We start from the raw sequence: 20,286 nt of genomic DNA on the forward strand, positions 1-20,286 counted from the left end.
CAACCACTGGTTCCACTCCGACACCATCTGCCGCGCCTTCCTGGCCCTGACGACGATGACCGGCTGTCAGGATGTCAACGGCGGCGGCTGGGCGCACTACCGCAGGAGCGGACGGCCGCTCTCGAGCCCGACCTGGGCATCGTTCTCGAAGTCGACCGCGCCATCCTCCTCGCCCTCGCGGGCGGTGCCGCATGACCGATGCCTGGCCGTGTGCCCCACGCTGATCAGCGCACCAGCGCCGCTGCCACCATGGGCGGCAGTACGTCGCACAGGTCGGTGACCCGGACATGGCCGGCGTGGCGCTCGGTGAACTCCGCGACGGAGACGTCCAGGGAGCCGAAGGACTCCGCGAAAGCTCGGCGCGCGTGCGGCGTGCGGTCCAGTGCCCAGGCCGCTGTCGCCCTGGAGGTGCGCAGGAAGCGGCCTGGCTCAGGTCCGACGACGAACAGTTCGGCGCGCCGGCCCGTGCCGTCGGCGGCAAGCATGACCAGGTCCTTGAACGTCTGCCGCTTGCGCATGGCGTCCGCGCCGCGCCACCGCGCCAGTTTGAACTCCGCCACGCGCCGGTCCGTCTCCAGGTCGAAGGGCCGGTGCGGGTCGTTGCCGGCGGCCAGCGAGGGACGTACGGCGATCTCCTCCCCGTCCTCCAGAAGATGCGGCAGCGCCAGCACGATCCCGGCCGCGTGGATGAGGTCGTTCAGCCGGCCGAGGTTCTCACGCACGGTCAGCGCGGCCACCATCAGTTGGGGGCTGATACCCCGAGCGGCGGCCATCTCACCGACCTCCCTCACGGGCCTTCCCGTCAGGTCCCGTTCCAGTGAGGCGATGGCCGCGGTCAACGGCTCGGCGCCCAGGAAGCCCGCCAACAGCGCCACGGCCTCACCCAGTTGCGGAGCAGCCATGTCATCGCGGGCTTCGTCGGTCATGAACAGCATTGTGCCCGGCGGTGTTCCGGCAGCGGGGCGGTTCCCGACCGGGGCGGGCCGGCGCGCGGTGATACGTGCGGAGCAGGCGGGATCCACCGGTGGCAGGACGAGTGAGTGCTCGGCGGCCTCGGCAGGGTCCTTCTCGGGCTCGAACGCGCGGGCAGTTCTGTGCTCAGTAGGCAGGACTGCCTGCTGCGGCGCGGACGGAGTGTTCCTGCACCTGCCAGTGGTCCGCGAAGAGGACCGCCAGACCTACGCGCGCAACATCGTCGCCGTTCCAGGCTGAACGCCCACCCAAGACGCCGGCTTCACCACGCTCGAGCTGGCAAGGGAGATCACGCAGGCAGAGTCTTCAGCCGCAGCACGGACTGGGCTACGGCCGCTGCCACGGGCGCGGCGCTGCCGGTCCGACGTGCAGCCGATCCTCGTCAGCCTCTCGCGTCACCGACAGGGGTCCGATGACCGGCCTGTGCCGGTCGGTTGGCCGTGCGGCCGCTGCGGTGGGCGCATCCCCCTGTGCGCTGGGCGGCCGCCCGGCGGCAGTGATCACTGGGCTGCGCCGGTCGGGTCACCTGGTCTCTCTGGCGGTCTCCGCGCCGGAGTCGGCGAGGGCGCGGCAGGTCCGGCGGCGCCGCCGGACCTGCGCCGCCCGGTCACGGGTACCACTTTCGGATGATCGGAGTCCGGCCTGTCGGCGGGGGTCGCTCCACCGGTCAGCGGAGGGCATGCCTCATGGGAGCGCGATGGGATGGAGGTGCAGACACCCCCATGAGGAGTACGCGAATGAACAAAGTGAGTGCCAGGACTGCGACAGCGTTGGCGATCGCTCTGGCGGCTGTCTCCGGCACGGTGCCGGCCTCTGCGGCTGACGCCACGGGCGCTGTACGGGCAGACATTCGTGCCGATGTGAACCGGGACGGTGCGGTCGATGTCACCGGGGATTCCGATGCGGCGGGCCAGACGACATGGACCAGCGGGCGAGGCGCGATCTTCCTGCCGAACCTCGGTGACAAGCAGCGGCGTTGCAAGACGAGGACGCCGGACGGCCGTTGGCTGTCCAACGCCCGTCTCCAGGCGTGCAACGACGCCGAGGGCACTGTCGTACGGGCTCCCGAGTACTTGGCGCCGCTGCGGACGGTCCCGGCCGGTGACGTCTCGGACACCGCCACCGGCAGCCTCCAGCTCGTCGGCGCGGGCAAGTCCAAGGTCCGGCTGTTCCTCCGGCGCGGCGGCACCTGGTCGTACGTCACCGATCGCACCCGGGTCACCGCGGCTGAACTGCGGTCCGGGCTGCGGCTCGGCCTCGACGGGCGGGACGTCATCCGGGAGGACTGGGACGGCCGGATCACCGTCCGTTTCACCGTCACCGACGGCGAACGCACCTCCACGGACGAGGTGATGCTGCGCGCCGCCCCGGTCCTGACCCAACACCACCTGCAGCGTGTCCAACAGGCGCTGGTCGTGGACGGAAACCGCGATGACACCAACCAGCGCACGTTCGCAAGGGCGTTCGCGAAGGAAGTGCGCAAGGCCGGTATCACCAAGCCGACGTACATGTTCAAGGACGGCTCGGACGTCTGGGCGCAGGACTTCATCGAGCCCGGTTACGTCAGTATGCCCGGCCCGGGCGGCAAGCCGCGTGTGCTGCGGATGATGATCCGCTCGGCGCAGATGGACCGCGACCCGGGCAAGCAGGTCTTCGAGCTGCGCGGTCCCGGCGTCGGCGCCGTACAGATCAACAAGGGGCTGTACGACGGCCAGATCAACTCCACGGGCAACCTGGAGACCATCCCGCCGTACACCCACAACGGCAAGTCGTACCCGGCTGGCCGGATCATCACCGGTCGGCACGGCTCCCGGCTGCCCTCGCACACCGGATTCCTCAGGGCGCAGCAGGCCCAGGACCCGCTGGTACTCGACGCCAGCTGGCTCGGTGTCGGTCATGTGGACGAGTTCGTGCAGTTCCTGCCCGCCGACACCCCGCGTGGATGGAAGATCGGCATCGCCGACCCGGAGGGCGCGCTCGCCCTGCTGCGCAAGGCGCAACGCGACGGGCACGGCCACACGAAGGTGTTCTCCATACCCCGCTCCTACGCCTGGGGCCGCATCCCCACGATCGACCAGGCCCTGTCCGACCGGCAGTTGCTCAAGGACAACGCGTACGCGGCCGGGAAGCTCAAGGAGAACCTGGCACTGCTGAAGCGCGAGACCGGCGTCACGGACGCAGAGATCGTGAAGATCCCGGCGATGTTCGAGAGCGGCTTCGGCTTCGGCGGCTCCCCCGGGACGCCCTCCGCGCCCTCCGCGCCTGCGCAGAACCGGCCGGTCATCGCGTATTACCCCGGCGCCGTCAACGGCGTCGTACTGACCCCGAAGACTTACCTGGCCGCCAAGCAGTGGGGCCCGGTCGTCGGCGGCAAGGACATCCTCGCCGCCGCGGTGACCAAGGCATACGCCAAGACCGGCATGCGGGTGCGCTACCTGGACGACTGGCGCACCCACCACGTCTCCGCCGGCGAGGTGCACTGCGGCACCAACACGATCCGCGCTGCGGACACGGCGTGGTGGAGTTCCATTCGGTAGGACCGAATCTCGATGGCCTCGGGCACATACCGGTACAGCGTGGTGGCCCCGGCGGCGGGCTGAGAGTAGGTGTGTCCACACCGCCGGGGGCACCGGCAGGCCTGCTGCTCCGCGCCGAGCCGTCACCATCGGGTGCCGCGCCCTCGGCGCCGGGCAGGCGGGCAGGGCGGTCAGGCGGGACAGGAACCGCAGGGTCGCGCTGGACGGATCGACGGCCGAACAAGGGGCGGCCCGCCGACGCAGGCAGGCCGCCCCTTCGCCGGACTCCTGCGCCAACCGCATCCCGAGCGCGTCCATGACGCCGATCTGATCCTCGGGGAGCCTCCTCCGCCGTGCCCGCAGGTCTCGCCTGTTCGTCGGCCGGCGGCGGAAAGATCTCGATGTCATGCCTGCCCCTCGGTCGTCGGCAGCGGGGCGGCGTGGTTTCAGCTCGACAGCCGGGCGCCGTCGGCCTGGCAGGCCGGACTTCTCGTGGTACGCCGGTTCGCCGCCCGGATCGGAACCGAGTACGGCCAGCCCGGCATCATCTGATGTTTGGCCTCGCCCCGGCCGTAGGTGCGGCAGAAGGAGCGGTCCGGGCAGGTCGCGGCGTCCGGCCGTAGCCACGGTGAGACGTCGACCGCCAGGACCAGGCGGTCTTCGGCGGCCTTGGCAGCGACAGCCCCGCGATCCTCCTCCCCAGCCAGCGGATTACCACATGCCCCTTGTCCAAGCCGCCGTACAAGGCACCGTGACCACGGCCATGTTCCGGCGCCAGGGCGAGATCGACCGGTGTCCTGACCGGCCCATCCGTGCAGATCAGCGTCGGTGAGTGCGAACAGTGCGTCAGCCCGCCCGTTCAGGCAGTCGTAGAAGTCGCTACGAAAGCGTGACAGCCTCACGAAGGCCTCATGCCGGTCCTCCTGTTGCAGCACAACTCATCTCTACGGCCTCGGTCTCGTCAGGTGCCGCCCAGGTCGGAGCACACGGTCAGGCCGAGGCCACCCGCGCGTCCCACGAATGCCCAGGTGAGCGACGCAGGTCGAGGCATGTTTCGACCTCGTCAGAGAAACGACAAGCTCAACTGTCGTGCCCGTTCCTGTCGGCGTCGACAGGAACGGGCTGCATATCGAGAGCCCTGCGAAGCGCTCGGAACCGGACCGTCCACATGTGGCGTGCCGCTTCCGCGTCGGGCGCGTAGTGCTCCGCAGCGTGATAGACGCCGGGGTAGACGTGCAGCTCTGTGGAGACACCGGCGGCGAGGAGCCGCTGCGCCAGGGCGATGTCCTCGTCCCGGAAGACATCAGCTGTTCCCACATCGATGAACGTCGGCGGCAACCCGGCCAGGTCCTCCGCGTGCAGCGGAGCGGCATATCCGTCAGGCTCCTGCCCGGCGAGGAACCACTCCCAGGCCTCGACATTGGTCCGTCGGTCCCACGCCCCGATCTCCGTGACCTCGTGAGCCGACGGCGTGGTGTTGCGGTGGTCGACCATCGGGTAGAGGGCCATGACGTAGGAGAGCGCAGGTCCTGCAAGGTCACGCGCCTTGAGAGCAGCGGCAAGGGCCAGATTGCCACCCGCGCTTCCTCCGAAGATCGCCAACCGTTCTGGGTCGAAGTCCAGGGGCGCCGCGTTGTCGCTCATCCACCGGAGGGCGGCGTAGCAGTCGTCGACCTGTGCCGGGTGCGGATGTTCAGGCGCCTTGCGGTAGCCGGTGGAGACGACGAGTGCCCCGAGTTCCTCGCAGATCTTCACGGCCGTTGCGTGCTCGTAGTCGAGGTCACCGAGGCACATCCCGCCGCCGTGGATGAAGAACACGGCGGGCGAGACGGGCGCAAGCCACCTGGGCCGGTAGATACGTACAGGCACGTCTGCGCACCCCGTCGGACCAGGCACCCGCACGTCCTCGGTGGAGCACGTCTGGGCCGAATTGATTGCCTCGACCATTTCTGCCGCATGCAGGGCATCGATGCGCCTGCGCTCTGCCAGGTCCTCGATGGCGTACACCCCACCAGGGAAGTTCTCGAGGAGCGCTTCCAACGGTGCCCGTAGCTCAGGATCGAGGCTGTCGAGCTGACTGATCTTCACTGAGGCCCCTCTGCCAGTTGTGAAAATTCTCAATGCACATTCATGCCCTCGGAGTCGAGGGCGGCCACCATCGCGTTGACGACCCACGCGGGCGCGTCAGCGGCGTCGCCGACACCAGTGCGATCCGGTCTTCGCTCACCGCACCTTCGTCGTCGTACGGCACGGCCGGGCCGGCGGTGTACACATTCGCGCCGGTCAGGGTCAGGACTGGTGACGGCTCCCGGTGGCTCACCGGTCCTCCCTTGCGTCCACCAGGAAGCGGGTGTCGCGACGCGGGCGCAGGTACAGCACCTCGTAGCCGAGCGCGGCGACGACGATCCCGGCGGTGATGACCAGGTCCACCGGAGCCGACTGGGACACGGCGTAGGTCAGGGCGATGATCACCACCACGGGAGCCAGCGGCCACAGCGGCATCTTCCAACCGGCATGCGGAGTACGACGGGCAGCGAGCGTCCCGATGGCCAGCAGCAGGTAGACGGCGGCGACGATGACGCCGGTGATCCCCAGCAGGGACTCGATGTCGACGAAGTAGGCGAACACGGCACCGGGCAGTGCGACCGCCAGCGTCGCCACGACCGGCGTGTGGAAGCGCCGATGCAGCCGGGTGAGCGCGGCGTTGACCGGAGCAGGCCATGCCCGGTCACGCCCCGACGCATACATCACGCGGCCGTTCTGCAGCACCATCACGATGACGGCGTTGAGGATCGCCAGCGCGATGCCGGCGCTCACCGCCGCAGCGACGCCGGGGCCGGCCCAGGCCTCGACGAAGTCGGGGAGGCCCAGCACCCCCAGGTCCTTGAGTGACCCAGCGCCCACGACGACGGCGGCTGTCGGCACGATGATGACCGTCGCAGCGATGAAGATCGAGCCGAAGACCGCACGCGCCACGTCACGGCGAGGCTCGATCATCTCCTCGGCCAGGTACGACGCGGTACCGAAGCCGTTGACGATGAGCATCGCCACAACGAGCCCGGACACCGCGACGCCGAGCGTGAACGGGGAAAGCACCCCGTCGGTCAGCGCCTCCGGCCGGACCAGCGTGCTCACCGGGCGCTCGGCGTGCGCGAAGCCGAGAAAGGCGACCACCCCGGCCGCCAGGACTTCCAGGGCGAGGAAGCAGCTGGTCACGAATGCGTTCGCGCGGACGTCGAGGATGGCCGTGCAGGTGGCCAGCAGCATCACCACCGCACCGGTGGTGGCCCGGTCGAGGTCGGCGATCGAGCTCAGGTAGTCGGCGGTGCCGAGCGCGATGATCGGCGGGATGATCACGAGCAGGGCGGCCGTCAGCACGAAGGTCAGCCAGCCGAGTGTGCGCCCGATCGCGTGGGTGATCATCGCGTACTCACCGCCCGAGCTCGGGGTGCGCGTGCCAAGTTCGGCGTAGCAGGCGCCAACGGCGATGGAGACCGCGACGCCGAGGAGCAAGGCGATGACGACGCCCGAGCCCTGCGTGGCCAGCAGCGCCGGGACGATGATGAAAAGGCTGGAGGCCGGCGTGATGCACGAGACGGTCAGCAGGATCACCGCGGTCACGCCGAGCACCGGTCTCAGCCGTCCCGTCGCTCGGCCTGAAGGTTCAGCGGGAGGCTCGGCGGTCATCTCGGCGGGGTTCGGTGCCATGACGGACTCCTCGCATTGAAAGCCTTTCAAACCTGGGTTCCGCGTAACTGTGCGGCGCGCCGTGGCTAGAGTCAAGAGGTGACCGACCAAAAGTCGAGGCGACACCGCCGGCTCGAACGTCCGCGTGAGCGGGTCATGCAGGAGGCGTGGGCGCTGCTCGTCGAGCGCGGCTTGGCCGACTTGAGCCTCTCCGAGCTCGGGCGGCGCTTGGACACGAGCGCCGGCCACCTCTCGTACTACTTCGGCAGCAAGAGCGGTCTGCTCCTCGAGCTGCTCCGCTGGAGCGAGCACGAGCTGGCCGAGCAGCGGGACCTCGTGCTGGAGTCCGGCGGCTCGGCCGAGGAGCGGCTGCACAGTCTGTGCATGCTCAACTTCCCTCGTGCCGCCGGTGACCCCCGCTGGCTGCTCTGGGTCGAGCTGTGGCCGCGGGTGATGCACGAGCCCGCCCTGCGCGAGGCTCAGCTCGAGTTCGACGCGGCCTGGCGTGAGGCGATCGCCCGGATCCTCGGCGAGCTGACCGACGACACCGAAACGCTCACGCAGCGAGTGGTCGCCCTCATGGACGGGCTGAGCGTGGCCCTGCTGACGGGCGACACCACGCTCACCGTCGAACAGGCGTGGCAGCATGTGAAGGCGCTGCTTCCGTCTGCCAGTCGTGACACGCAGCGACCTGCAAAGCGATGACGCCCGCGTCCTCGGTGCAGTTGTCGGCCTCGATGAACAACGCCCCGCTCCGGCAGGGTTGGCCGGCCGGGTAATCCACTGCGGTCTCCTACCGCCGGCCCGGCTCGGTCAGCATCCGGTCGCGACCGAAGAACAGGTGCCGGTCGCCCGGCTCGAACCGGCGAGACCTCGCGGCCCGTCACATGGGGCTCGGCCGGCAACCAGACGATCCTCCGCCGGACCTCTTCCCAGCGCAGCCGCCAGAGGGGCCGATGGCGAAGGACAGGCTCCTTGATCGGTCTCAGCGCTTGATGCGTCCGCGTACGGCGAGGACCGCGAGGGCCAGGAGGGCGCGTTCGAGAAAGCGCGAGGTCGTCTCCATGCAGGTGCCGGCTGTAGCGAGGTCTGGCCCGCTGGGCGGAAGATGACCGAGACACACCAACCAGAAGATCATTCCACCCGGTCAACCAACGTGCCACACCCCTTGGAGGGTCGTCGCATGTCACGCCCACAGCGCCTATGCCCAGCCCATCCCGATCGCCTGTCGGCGGTCGGCTCAGAAGGCCGGTGTGGACCGCTCCGTGAGCCGGCTCTGATGCCGTGCTCCGAGCACGGCTTCTCTCAGTCGTCTCTGTGCGATCGTCAGGCACGCGTAGACCGCTCCCCGGGCCGTCGACAGACCGATCAGATGCGGACCCGTCCTGAGTTCCGGCACGGCCGGAAGGATCTGGTCGAGCCGCCCGCGCACCTGGGGAAGCACGACGTCGACGAGTGGACGCAACCGGCCCACGAAGTAGACCGACTCCGGGTCCAGCGTCACGGCGACGACACTGACAGCGGTCACGATCGCCGCGGTGAACGCCTGAAGCACCTCGGCGTGCGGCACGTCGGTGCGCGGTTGCAGCCAGAGATCCTCAACGCGCTCCAGATCGAGCCCCTGTTTGCGGGCGAACCGAAGGAGACCCCTCGTGCTCAGCAGTTCGTCGAGGATCTCGTTGCCGACTCCGGAGGAGAGTGCCCCGATGTCGCCGAAGGTGGGTGTGCTCCCACGGGCGAGCTCGTGATCTGTGCAGTGGGCGAAGTTCAGTCTGGTGCTGAGGCTGAAGAGCGCGGCGTTGGCGAGGGTGGCGTCGTCGGTGAGGATCCCGAGCAGGGCCGCGTTCGCGTCGCTGTCGAGGAGCACAGGGGCGTCCACCAGGTCTTCGATGGCTCGGTGGAGATCGGAGCCCTCGAAGATTTTCATCGACTCCGCAGGGCCGAAGATCTCCGTGCCGCCCCGGACCCGCCCGGGCACGGCGACGACGATCTGCCGCAGGGGGCCCTGCGCGGACTCCGCGGCCTGCGCGATCAGACCGACCAGCCATCGCGCGGCGTCCGCGATCTCCTGGTGATCGGCGGTGGGAACCGTTACCTGCTGGATCTCGCGGCCCCTGAGGTTGGTCACCAGCACACCGGTGGTCTGCGCGCCGAAGCTGACACCGGCGACGTGGCCGGCTGTGTCGGACAGGTCCAGATAGGTGGACCGGCGGCCGCGGCCGGTGACCTCGTCGATCCCGCAGTCGACGAGGAAGCCGTCGGCCCAGAGCTCCTCCACCGCTCTGAAGACCGTGGCCCTGCTCAGGCCTGTCAGCTCGGTGAGCTTGTTACGTGTCAAGGGCGCGTGGGAGAGGACCGCGTCCAGGACTGACGCCTTGTTGTAGTCGCGGGAGGTCGGGTTGGTGGTCACGTGATGACCATAGCGAGAGCGGTACGCCGACCGTGCCCGCATCGGTCTGGGCGGCACGGCCAAGGGCGACGCGGTGACAAGCGGTTGTTTCGACGGACTTGCCGTTCCCTCCTGGCCGCCCTTGAGGCGTCCTCGCCGAAGGCTTCCACCGTGTCGGACGGTTCTCGAATCATCTGTCGATGCACTCCAACAGCGTCCACAAGGCTCCGAGAACACATGCCGCGCTGCGGCGAGGGCCTGGAAGCCGGGGTCGACGACCAACTGACTGTCGGCAACGAGCATCGATCAGCCGGAACAACCTCGACGTCGCCGGGTCGGCACCGTGCCCTGGGGCGACGGGACCGACCCGCGCTCCTGTCGCCGACCGGCATCCGGCTCGGTAGCCCCCGGCCCCGGCTGCGCTCCTGGTACGCGATGTGGCGATCTTCGGGCCGGCACGACCGGCCTCCCGGCGGCACTTCACCTGGCACGGAAGAGCGCAGACGTCCATGTCTTCGTGACGGGGACGGTCGACCTTCGGCGCCCCTGGGCGCCACGACAGCATGGCCACCCCGGGCATGCCGATCGGCTTCCGGGAGGCGCTCTCCCGCTACGGCTTCGACAACGCGAAGGCATGCCGCGGGCGCACCACGACGCGGTCGACGCCATCCAGAACCCCGTCAAGGGAGAGAACTTCGACTGCGGCTTCGCCCGCACGGGCCAGCTGAACCTGGCGTCAAAACCCGCCCACTTCGACTGGAGGGCATGGACGAGGCGATGGTGGCACCGCGAGCCCCCGCGGGGGCGGGGACTCGGTCACCGGCTACCCGCCCGGTAGCCCGCCTGCTCAACGAGACCGGCAGTGAGCCATATGTGTGCCCAACAGGCACCGCCGCCCGCTCCGGATCGGCGGCGACAGGGGCCGTTCGCGGTAAGACTGCGATGACGAAAGCGCCCCTCATCGTGCATGCGGGGGCCTCCCTGGATCCCGAAGATCCGGCCGAAGGGAAGTTTTTAGTCTCAGGTTGAAACTGAGATAAATGATGGTTACGATTTCGGCCAACGCAGCCAGTAGCCCCGGACAGAGACTGAAGGTGTGCCTGCCGTGACTTCGACGATCAGTCGGGCTCTCGCCCACTACCCCAACAGGTTCGATCCGGGGATACTGAGCGAACTCCCCGAACACCTCCAGGAGACCATTCAGCGCCGCGACAAGGTGCTGGGCCCTGGCTACACACTCATCTACAAGGAGCCGGTCGAGTTCGTCTCCGGTCACGGGGCCCACCTGATCGACCGTGACGGCAACGACTACCTCGACGCCTACAACAACGTCCCCTGCGTCGGACACGCCCACCCCCACGTGGCCGAGGCGGTCGCCCGCCAGATGACGGCGGTCAACACCAACACGCGCTACGCCCAGGAGGCCCTGGTCGACTACGCGGAGCGGCTGCTCGCGACCTTCCCCGAGGAGCTGTCGAAGCTGAGCATCGCGTGCAGCGGGTCCGAGGCCAACGACCTGGCGGTGCGAGTCGCGCGGTTCCACACGGGCGGCGAGGGCATCATCGTCACCCGCTGGGCCTACCACGGCCTCACCCGGGAGGTGGCGAGCTTCTCGCCGACCCTGGGCGCAGGCTCACCGCTGGGCCCGAACGTCCGGTTCATCGACGCTCCTGACCCCCGCCTCGTCGAGCCCGGATCCACGCTCGCCGAACACATGCGGCAGCAGGTGCGCGGCGCGATCGGCGACCTGGAGCGCCACGGCTACCGGCTGGCCGCGCTGATCACCGACTGTGCCTACTCCAGCGACGGCATCTTCACGGATCCCGTCGGATACATGCAGGGCGTGGTGGAGGAGGTGCACGCGGCCGGCGGTGTCTACATCGCGGACGAGGTGCAGTCGGGCTTCGCCCGGCTCGGGGAGTCGATGTGGGGCTTCACCCGGCACGGCGTCCTGCCGGACATCGTCACCATGGGCAAGCCGATGGGCAACGGTATTCCGATCTCCGGTGTGGTCTTCCGCCCCGAGGTCAGCGACGAGTTCGGACGCAACGTCCGCTACTTCAACACCTTCGGCGGCAGCTCGATCCCCGTGGCAGCCGGCGCGGCGGTGCTGGACGTCTTGGAGAAGGAGAACGTGCAGCAGCGCGTCCTGGTCAGCGGCAACGCTCTGCGCGCCGGGCTGAGGGAGATCACGAAGGACTCCCCCTACGTCGCCGAAGTCCGCGGTGCCGGCCTGTTCGTGGGCGTGGAGATCGTGAAGGACCGGGGCACCCTTGAGCCGGACCGCGCGCTGACCGACAACGTCATCAACGACATGCGCGAGCGCCGGATTCTCATCAGCGGCACGGGCCCCTCGGCGAACACCCTGAAGATCCGCCCTCCGCTGGCCTTCGACTCCGCCGATGTGACCCGATTCCTGGAGACCTTCGCCGAGGTCGCGAAAAATCGTCTGTGACAAGGCCGGCCGAAGGGACTGACCGTGAACACCTCACCAGCTACGAACCGTGCACAGCGGCTCCTCCAGGAGAGCGGTCTGACGTCGTCCCACGAGCCCATCGACGTGATGCTGGTGAGCGCTTTCCTCCAGGAGCACTATCACCTCACCGGGCGCTTGGGGCGACTGGCTACCGAGAAGGACGACACGTTCAGACTCAGCACCGACTCGCGCAAGTACCTCGTGAAGGTCTCACCGCCTGACGAGGCGGAGGCGGTCGTCCACCTCCAGACCGCAGCGCTGCGCTACCTCGAAAGCACCGCTCCGCACTTGCCCGTCCAGCGGGTGAAGCTGACCGCTGACGGAGAGGACCATGTCACGATCAGGGTGAACGACGGCAGGCCTCGGGTCCTGCGGGTGTTCGACTTCGTCGAAGGCCAGATCCTGGCCTTGGCGAGCCCGGACGTCGAGCGGCTCGCCAAGGCGGGCGAGATGTTGGGGCGGGTCGACGTGGCGCTCAGGACGTTCACGCATCCGGCGGACCGACGAGGTCTGGCCTGGGACCTCCGGCACTTCCACCAGCTGACCGAGCTGGTCGAGCACACGCCGAATCCCGAGCACCGCCGGTTGGCCGAGTCGGTCTTCCGGCTCTTCGGCGAAAACGTCGTCCCGAGGCTGAGCGATCTCGAAGCACAGGTGATCCACGGGGACTTCAGCCCCTACAACATCGTGGTGGACCCAGAGAAGAGCGAGCATTTCATCACCGGCGTCATCGACTTCGGCGACACGGTGCGCAGTGCGGTGATCTTCGACCCCGCCGTTCCCATGGCGAACCTGCTCGCCAGGACGCCGGATCATCCCTGGCGGGATGCCTGCGCCTTCGCCGCAGGCTACCAACGCACGCGGCCGATCAAGGACTCGGAACTTCCACTGCTCCCGGTTGCCGCACTGGCACGACTCACGCTGCGCGCGCTGCTCACCAACTGGCGAGCGGAGCGCGCACCCGAACGGCGTGAATACCTCCTCGGCCACGCCAAGGACGACTGGATCAATGTCGAGCGCGCCTTGGCCGTAAGCCTGGACGACGTCATCGCCCGACTCCGATCACGCATTGTGTCCAGTGCCAGTAGTTGATCGTTGGTCGGGTGTGTGACTTCTACTTACTACGGCACCCACGAAACCCCCGCCATCAAGAACTGGCTGGCCGAACGCCCCCGGTTCGAGCTGCACTTCACTCCGACCGGCTCCTCCTGGATCAACCAGGTCGAGCGGTGGTTCGGCTACCTCGCCCGCCTCTGCCGACGACCGAGGGAGTTCCTGCCCCGGGCAAGCCAGCAGGCGGGGCGACCACCGTGCCACATCACCGCGAACCGCCCGCCACACCCTCGCCCTGACCAAGATCCGGACCATAGGCGGGCCAATTCGGTGAGTACGACACCAGAAGGTTCTCGGTCTGCTGGTGGTACATCTGCAAAACCCGCATCTGCGCAAGAAGCCGGGCTTCTTCCAGGCACAGGAAGAAGCCGACAGAAAGATGAAGGCGCCTGCCCTCAAGGGGCTGCTGACGGGGGTGAGTTGACCCTGAGGCGGGGGCGGTGGACGAGGCGTGGGTCCGCCGCCCCTCGTCGTGTCCGGGTGGCGGCCCCGGGCCCCCGCGAGGTACCGGCCGGGGCCGGACAGGCCCCACCCGTGACCACGCCGACGACGAACCCGGAAAGCGGCCCCGGCAGACACCGATTGCAGTACTCCACGGTCCCCAACTCCCCTACTGATACGCTGCTTTGACTTTCAACAAGCGCCACTCGCACGCGAACATCAGGCACCCCCTGACGGGAGACAGCAGCACGTGGACACCACCGGACCACGCACAGCCGAGAGCCTTGCCGCACGCTTCCACGACGTCGACTCGTCCGGCGTCCCCGAGGACTTCATCGCCTATCTGCGGAAGATGGAGGAGAGCGAGAGCGGTCGCGCAGTGCGGGAGGCCACCTACCGCGCTCTGGAGACCGCCGAGGGCAGAGGAACCGACGTCGGGTGCGGCGCCGGCCGCGCCGTAGCGGATCTCGTACGGCTCGGAAAGGACGCCGTGGGAATCGACAGCAGCCAGGCCATGGTCGACGCGGCCCTGGCCAGGTTCCCGCACTGCCGCTTCGTCCAAGGCAGCGCCTTCGAGCTGCCGTTCGAGGACGGTGAACTGTCGTGGTACCGGTCCGAGCGGACCTTCCTCCACTTCGGCGACCCCGCCGAGGCACTGTCCGAGGCCCGCAGGGTGCTGAGGCCGGGCGGAACCATCGTTCTAGCAGACCCCGATCTCGGTTCGATGGTGGTGAGTTCACGGATTCCCGAGACGACCGAGGCGGTCAAGCACGCGTTCTGTTCAGCCGTCCCGAATCCCCACTCCGGCACCCGCAGCGCCTCCCACCTCGCCGACGCGGGCTTCACCGACATCGAGGTCGTTCCCATCATGGCGGCGCTGAACGATCACGCGCCCGCGTTCGGCGTGGTGCTGGAGCCGGCCCTGACGGCGGCTCTCGCCCAAGGCGTCGTCAGCGAGGAGGAGGCGGCGCGATGGAAGGACGACCTGAGCGATCTCTCGCGCCGCAACGCCTTCACCGCGACGGCGACCTTCTTCGTCACCACGGCCCGCCAGGCGTCATAGCGGACCGGGATCGGCGTGGGCGGCCCGCCGCGTCCTCCTCCGACGGAGGCGAACCCGCGCAGGGTCGGCACAGGGCTTGACGATCGGGTCGCCCGGGGACGGTCTCCCGGGCGACCCGAATCCCCAGGTCAGTTCGAGTGGGGCTGGATCCGTTCCCGGAGCAGGTTCTTGCGCACCTTGCCGGTCTCGTTGCGCGGCAGTTGGGGCAGGAGTTCCAGCTGGGAGGGCAGGCACCATTCGCTCATGCCGAGCCCGCCGAGCCAGTCCCGCAGGCCTTCGAGGGTGGGCGTCCGCTCCCCCGGGACGACGACCGCGCAGGCCAGCTCGCCGCCGTGGCCGTCCGGGTAGCCGACCAGGGCGACATCCCGTACGTCGGGGTGGTCCAGAAGGGCCGACTCCACATCGCTGACCGGGATCATGATGACGCCGATCCGGTCTTCGGCGCGGCCGTGGAGCCGGATGCCGCCGTGGCCGTCCGGCGCCGCGAGGTCACCGGTGTCGTACCAGCCGTCGTCGTGCTCGGCCAGCACGGTCAAACGGCCGTCGTCCCGGCCCCAGGTGGCCAGGCACAGCGAAGGGCTGCGCACGAAGAGACGCCCGGGTCGGTCGTCGCTGATCGGGTGGTCGGCCCGCAGGTCGATCTCGTGGCCCGGCGCGCAACGCCCGACCGTGCGCCCGGCGAGGTCCGGGTGCTCTCCGGCGCGTGTGAAGGTGTTGGCGCCCTCCGTCATGCCCCAGCCCACGTCCAACGGGATTCCGAAGGTCTCCGTCACCCGCCTGAACAGCGGCTGCGGAACCGTGGTACCTCCCGCGCGGATGATGCGCACGGTGTCCAGTCGCCGCGAGGCGCGTTCCATCGCGTCGATCAGCGCCGAGAGGAAGACCGGGACGATGACCATCCAGGTGACCCGGGCCTGGGCCAGGAAGGGGACGACGGCATCCGGCGCCCAGCGGTCCGTCATGACCGCGCACCCCCCACGGTGCAGCGGCATGAAGATCCCCATGGTGAGGCCGACGATGTGTGTCGCCGCGTTCGGTGAGTAGACGCGGCTGTGCGGGCCGATGCCGTCGGCGGCCGCGACGGGGGCGTACCAGGCGTACAGGGTGTTGAGGGTGTGCAGTACGGCCTTCGGCTCACCGGAGGTACCGGAGGTGAAGAGCACCAGGGCAACCCGGTCCGGGTCCACCACGGACGGATCCGGCAGGATGCTGTGCTCCGTGTGCTCGAAGAACTCGCGGAAGTCGAGTTCCCCGTCCCCGGTCCGCTCGCCGAGCACCACGCGGTGGCGCAGTGCGGGCAGCCGGGGTGCCATCTCGGCCAGCGCCGCGGCGTGCTCGAACCCGTCCCACCGGTCGATGGTCACGCAGACGACGGCGTCCAGTCGGCGGAGCATCCGCTCCAGCTCACGGGGGCGGAACGCGCACATGATGGGCGCGGCGACGGCCCCGAGCCGGGCGCAGGCCAGGAGCAGCGGTCCGACCTGCCAGACGTTCGGCACCTGCATCGCGACGACGTGACCGCTGCGCACCCCCAGGGCGTGCAACGCGCCGGCGAAGCGGTCCACGTACTCGGCGTAGCGCGCGTAGCTCATCCGTATGAGGCCCCGGCCGGCCTCCGACACAAGAAGGGCGGGGGCGTCGGGTGTCTCGGCACGCCACCGCGTCAGGTCGTCCAGGATGGTGTCGGCGCGCCAGAAGCCCTCCTTGCGGTACCGCTCCGTGGTGTCGGCGGACGGGCGTAACGTGGTGATCGGGTTCACAATTTCCACTTCTCATAGGATGATCGCGTCATTTCATTGCGTCGCAGCGGCCTTTGTGCCGCAGCCCGGCACCTCCGTGCACCGGTATCACGGCGCCGTCCTCATGCGCGGACCGGCGAGACACGCCACCGTGTCGGCGCCCTCGTCGGACACGGACGGCGGGCGGCGAAGGCGACGCGCACCGAACGGGCCGGTGAGCGTGTCGCCCCGGACCGTGCCGGTCATTCCTGGCCCAGTCCCTCGCGCCAGCTCGGGCGCAGCGGCTTCCAGCCCAGAGCCGTACGGGCGCGGTCATTGGCCGCGCCGTGTGCTGCGGTGAGCTGGTGGGCCAGGAACCAGCCGAGCAGCCGGGGCGCGAGGTCCTCCGGGATCGTACGAGGGGCCGGGCCGCCCAGCGCCTGAGCCCAGTGGGGCAGCCACTGCGCGGCCGGGGCCGGGTCGTCGTCCGTCACATGGAACACCCCGGTGGCCTCCGACTCGACGGCGGCGACCGTGGCTCCCACGGCGTCCTCCACGTGCAGGAACGACGTGATCCCCGTGCCGTTCCCGGGCAGCGGGAGCTGCCCGGCCCGTACCGCCTGGGCTGCCCCGCCGTCGCGGGCGTACATGGTGCCGGGGCCGTACAGCGTGCCGTACCGCAGGACCGCGCCGGCGAGCGGTCCGCTGTTCAGAACCAGGCGCTCCAACTCGGCGACAGCCCGTACGGTGGCGGCCCAGCCGGGATCGGGTGCGTCCACGTACAGCGGTGCGTCCTCGTCGAGGACCGGTTCCTCGGCCGGGGCGGCCGCGAAGGCGACGGACTGCGCGACCAGCCGTCGCGCACCGGCCGCCCGGGCCGCCTCCATCAGGTGGGCGGTGCCCTCGGTACGCAGGCGCGCGGTCAGGGCGAAGGCCGCCGCCGGGTCGTCGCCCAGCAGGCGCAGCGCCGTCATCTGATGGACCACCACCTCGGGGCGGACGGCCGACACCGCCGACACCAGGGCCTCACGGTCGAGGGCGTCGGCGCTCACGACGCTGTCCGCCTCCGGGGCCCGCTCCCGCGACTCCTGGCGCACCAGCGCGCTCACCTCATGGCCCCGGGCCCGCAGCGCTCCCACCAGGGGGTGGCCGATCACTCCTGTGGCCCCGGCGACGAGAATACGCATGCTTCATTCCTCCGTATCGGTAGAGAGAGGGTGCGAACCGCCTCGGCGGACGGCACGCCTTGTCACACTTGTGCGGACCGTTCTCGGTCAGGGCACGCCGAGCCCTCGGACCGGCCCGCGTGGAGTCGCGCACGGGCCGGTTCGAGCCTTCCGGCGGACCACCCGTCGGCACCCTGGCGAGGACGACATCCCGCCAGGGCATGCGGACGGTATCGGGGCGCGGCGCGAGGTGTCCGGGAGGAGGTCCTTGGTCGACCCATCCGGCGCTTTTCCGCCAAGTCGGCGGCCAGGCGGTCCGCCTGATGCCCCGTTCGCTGCCGCATACCGCTGTCCGGTCCCGCCGCGCCGGTGCCGCGTGATGCGCGCATGGCGCCCGCACAGGGCGCGCACTGGACGCGGTGCCCGGCCCTCGATCACGTCGGGCCGGGGGCCATCGGGTACCCCGGGAAAGTTCTTGCGGCAGGTCAGCGGCTCCCGAAGGACGGCCGTGGTGACGATGAACGGCGCGGGGTCCCGTACCGCTGCCGTGCTTCGTTCACCGGGACTCGCGTGCGCATTCTTTCGCTCCGCGCCGGACGACCCCGCCTCCGAATCCGTCGAGGCCAAGGGGTCGATGTCGGGGACCGGGACATCCACGCCTGAGAGCGACTCCAGGTGCAGTGGCGGGCTCGATCGGCTCGGCAAGGCGAGACCTAACACTCCGACGGCCACCGTGGTCACGTGTGGACTCCGGCCGACGACAGTCGCCTTGACCGAAATCGTGTGCCCCGTTCTCGCATCCCACCGCCACTGCCACGCCCGAAAATCGATGGTCGTGCAACTTTCAAGGACTCGTCGCGCATCAGCATTCCCCTTGTGATCACGCGTTGGCAAGGCGTAGCCACGGGTGGATTTATATGCCGCCCACCGCATGATTACCGGAAAGGAATCGAGGACTGCCGTCATGCCCGATTGGACGCCGAGCAGGGAATTTGTGGATCATTGCGCGCAATGACACGCTCGGTCTGCATCGCCTTGAACGCGCTCCGGGCGGCACGGCAGCCTCACTGCTGTACCGGCCGAGCAGCAGCCTCGTTACGGCATCCACGCGCACATGCGGGGTAGTTCCCGTTTCCGGCACTCCGGGCCGGCGTAAAGCGGCGTCCCTTCACGGGTGCACGGTTCAGCAGATGACAGACCGTCGCGAGGCTGCTGTCTCCAGGCGGCGGAAGTGGGCGGGACTACCTGGTCTTGAAGCGGTCCGGGTGCACGAAGTCCAGGCCGTCGACGGTCTGTTTGCCGAGCGCCTCGTGTGCGGCGATGTGGCCGTAGCCGGTGGCCATTTTGAAGCCCTTGCCGAGAAAGAACCCAGTGCCGATTTCGGTGACTTTCGCGATTTCTTCCCGGGTGAGTTCTCTGGGGACGGAGTCCGGGTCGGGGGTTGCTCTTGCGCGCCCGGCCAGCGGTCCGTCCACGGATGCCTTGACCGTCACGCCGTCGACGGCGGGTGCGCCGTACAGGGAGCGATCCTCGTACCACCGGCTGAAGATGGGGAAGTTCTCCGGTGCGAACTGTGTGGCCTCCTGGGCGATGAACCAGGTCAGGACGATCCGATGGGTTTCCGTGACGGCCTTGAGGTGGTCGGGCATGAGCCTTCGGGACCAGCCGCCCGAGGCGACGATGACCTTGTCGAAGGTCCAGGTTCTGTCGCCCGCGGTGACGACGACGCCGTGGTCGGTTTCGGCGATGCTGTCCACGGGGGTGTTCTCAAGGACGGTGGCACCGTTGGCCCGGGCCGCCGCGACGGCGGCGCTGACGGCGCGGTCGGTGCGCAGAACACCGGCGCGGGGGTCGTGGACGGCGCAGTCGTCGGGGCGGAGGTTGTGCTGGGGATAGCGGTCCGCCATCTCCTCCCGGCTCAGGACGCCGTGCTCGGCTCCGGGGCGATTCGACCCTCGCGCCGCACCCGTGGAGGCCGGTCCACCGCCACACCGCTGTTGCGCCTGCTCAACAGTCCGGTGCAGAGAATCTGGATCTCCACCGGACTGTTGAGCGGCAGCCCGGCGAAACCGACCGCGGTACGGGCGCGCCGTCCGTTGTCGCCCAGTACTTCGATGAGCAGTTCATGGCCGCGTCGGCCACGCGCGACTGCTCACCGAAGTCCGGCGTGCCGGCGACGAAGACCAGCATCTGCGCAATCCGGCCCGTCCGAGCGACGACATCGCGCTGGTCGTCGCGCGGACCCGCCTGCTGGAGCCCTCCCTGGTCGCCGACTGGGAGGTCCCGGCGGATCCCGCCTCCGTCGCCGGGATCCGAGCCGATGTGGCCCGCCGCCTCACGGAGTGGGGCTGGAGGATCTCGCCTTCGCGACCGAACTCGTGATCAGCGAACCGGTCACCAACACCATTCGCTACGGCGTCGAGCCAAGACGGCTGCGGGTGCTCCGGGAGGGCACCAGCCTGATCTGCGCGGTCGCCGACGGCAGCAGCACCTCACCGCACCTGCGACGGGCGGCCGACACCGACGAGGGCGGGCGGGGCCTGTTCCTCGTCGCCCAGTTCACGCAGCGCTGGGGGCACCCGCTACCTGCCCCGCGCCAAGGTGATCTGGACGGAGCGGTCGCTCCACAGCACGTCGGCCGAACCCGACGCGGACATGGCCGAAGCGCTGCTGGACCAATGGAGCGACGCGGACTGGTGATCGCCGTGACGCTCGGGCACGTGCACGACCGGCGCCCGCGCCGTG

13 protein-coding genes and 2 pseudogenes are annotated in these 20,286 nt (G+C 69.2%); 7 read left to right on the forward strand and 8 right to left on the reverse strand.

The window, feature by feature from the left end:
* Positions 1–224 precede the first annotated feature (224 nt).
* Positions 225–926, reverse strand: a complete 702-nt coding sequence (locus H4687_RS01910; RefSeq protein ID WP_050399716.1) for a hypothetical protein — start codon at positions 924–926, stop codon at positions 225–227.
* A 783-nt stretch (positions 927–1,709) separates the two neighbouring features.
* On the opposite strand from H4687_RS01910, the gene H4687_RS01915 reads away from it, so the two are divergent.
* Complete coding sequence (locus H4687_RS01915) at positions 1,710–3,509, forward strand: protein-arginine deiminase domain-containing protein (protein WP_046914330.1); 1,800 nt, start codon at positions 1,710–1,712, stop codon at positions 3,507–3,509.
* Positions 3,510–3,934: 425 nt separating this feature from the next.
* Here the strand turns inward: H4687_RS01915 and H4687_RS47940 are convergent, their stop codons facing one another.
* From H4687_RS47940 to H4687_RS01925, 3 genes are all read right to left on the reverse strand, one after another.
* Positions 3,935–4,423: a transposase gene (locus tag H4687_RS47940; RefSeq protein WP_404819263.1), complete on the reverse strand. Its 489-nt coding sequence runs from the start codon at positions 4,421–4,423 to the stop codon at positions 3,935–3,937.
* 145 nt (positions 4,424–4,568) lie between these two features.
* Positions 4,569–5,357: an alpha/beta hydrolase gene (locus H4687_RS01920; protein WP_318787700.1), complete on the reverse strand. Its 789-nt coding sequence runs from the start codon at positions 5,355–5,357 to the stop codon at positions 4,569–4,571.
* Between the two features lie 447 nt (positions 5,358–5,804).
* Positions 5,805–7,271: an APC family permease gene (locus H4687_RS01925; protein ID WP_225966556.1), complete on the reverse strand. Its 1,467-nt coding sequence runs from the start codon at positions 7,269–7,271 to the stop codon at positions 5,805–5,807.
* Between the two features lie 3 nt (positions 7,272–7,274).
* Here H4687_RS01925 and H4687_RS01930 point away from each other — a divergent pair, with 3 nt between their 5' ends.
* The gene (locus tag H4687_RS01930) at positions 7,275–7,880 is read left to right on the forward strand and encodes a TetR/AcrR family transcriptional regulator (protein WP_233443749.1); all 606 of its coding nucleotides are present in this window, start codon (positions 7,275–7,277) and stop codon (positions 7,878–7,880) included.
* 535 nt (positions 7,881–8,415) lie between these two features.
* Here H4687_RS01930 and H4687_RS01935 read toward each other — a convergent pair.
* Positions 8,416–9,585: an ROK family protein gene (locus H4687_RS01935; RefSeq protein ID WP_046914332.1), complete on the reverse strand. Its 1,170-nt coding sequence runs from the start codon at positions 9,583–9,585 to the stop codon at positions 8,416–8,418.
* Between the two features lie 1,084 nt (positions 9,586–10,669).
* Here H4687_RS01935 and H4687_RS01940 point away from each other — a divergent pair.
* From H4687_RS01940 to H4687_RS01955, 4 genes and pseudogenes are all read left to right on the forward strand, one after another.
* Positions 10,670–12,019, forward strand: a complete 1,350-nt coding sequence (locus H4687_RS01940; protein ID WP_050399676.1) for an aspartate aminotransferase family protein — start codon at positions 10,670–10,672, stop codon at positions 12,017–12,019.
* A gap of 24 nt (positions 12,020–12,043) precedes the next feature.
* A complete protein-coding gene (locus tag H4687_RS01945; protein WP_233443750.1) occupies positions 12,044–13,132 on the forward strand; it encodes a phosphotransferase in 1,089 nt (362 codons plus the stop codon).
* 15 nt (positions 13,133–13,147) lie between these two features.
* Positions 13,148–13,303: pseudogene (locus H4687_RS01950) on the forward strand (transposase); the annotation flags it as partial.
* A gap of 541 nt (positions 13,304–13,844) precedes the next feature.
* A complete protein-coding gene (locus H4687_RS01955) occupies positions 13,845–14,657 on the forward strand; it encodes a methyltransferase domain-containing protein (protein WP_050399677.1) in 813 nt (270 codons plus the stop codon).
* Between the two features lie 128 nt (positions 14,658–14,785).
* Here H4687_RS01955 and H4687_RS01960 read toward each other — a convergent pair whose 3' ends face one another.
* From H4687_RS01960 to H4687_RS01970, 3 genes are all read right to left on the reverse strand, one after another.
* On the reverse strand, positions 14,786–16,426 hold the full coding sequence (locus H4687_RS01960; RefSeq protein WP_046912863.1) for an AMP-binding protein: 1,641 nt from the start codon (positions 16,424–16,426) through the stop codon (positions 14,786–14,788).
* 212 nt (positions 16,427–16,638) lie between these two features.
* Complete coding sequence (locus H4687_RS01965; protein ID WP_046912864.1) at positions 16,639–17,562, reverse strand: NAD-dependent epimerase/dehydratase family protein; 924 nt, start codon at positions 17,560–17,562, stop codon at positions 16,639–16,641.
* Between the two features lie 1,220 nt (positions 17,563–18,782).
* Positions 18,783–19,565 (reverse strand): FAD-dependent oxidoreductase, encoded by a 783-nt coding sequence (locus H4687_RS01970; RefSeq protein WP_079028207.1) that lies wholly within the window; start codon positions 19,563–19,565, stop codon positions 18,783–18,785.
* 175 nt (positions 19,566–19,740) lie between these two features.
* Between H4687_RS01970 and H4687_RS01975 the strand changes: the two are divergent.
* Positions 19,741–20,241, forward strand: a pseudogene (locus H4687_RS01975) (ATP-binding protein); the annotation flags it as partial.
* Positions 20,242–20,286 lie beyond the last annotated feature (45 nt).

The sequence above is a fragment of the Streptomyces stelliscabiei genome (assembly GCF_014873495.1).
GTDB classification, from domain to species: domain Bacteria; phylum Actinomycetota; class Actinomycetes; order Streptomycetales; family Streptomycetaceae; genus Streptomyces; species Streptomyces bottropensis.

What these genes read in the sequence shown, in the direction of transcription:
- H4687_RS01910 (WP_050399716.1), bottom strand. Translation starts at nt 926, where the DNA reads ATGACCGACGAAGCCCGCGATGACATGGCTGCTCCGCAACTGGGTGAG.
- H4687_RS01965 (WP_046912864.1), bottom strand. Translation starts at nt 17,562, where the DNA reads ATGCGTATTCTCGTCGCCGGGGCCACAGGAGTGATCGGCCACCCCCTG.
- H4687_RS01915 (WP_046914330.1), top strand. Translation starts at nt 1,710, where the DNA reads ATGAACAAAGTGAGTGCCAGGACTGCGACAGCGTTGGCGATCGCTCTG.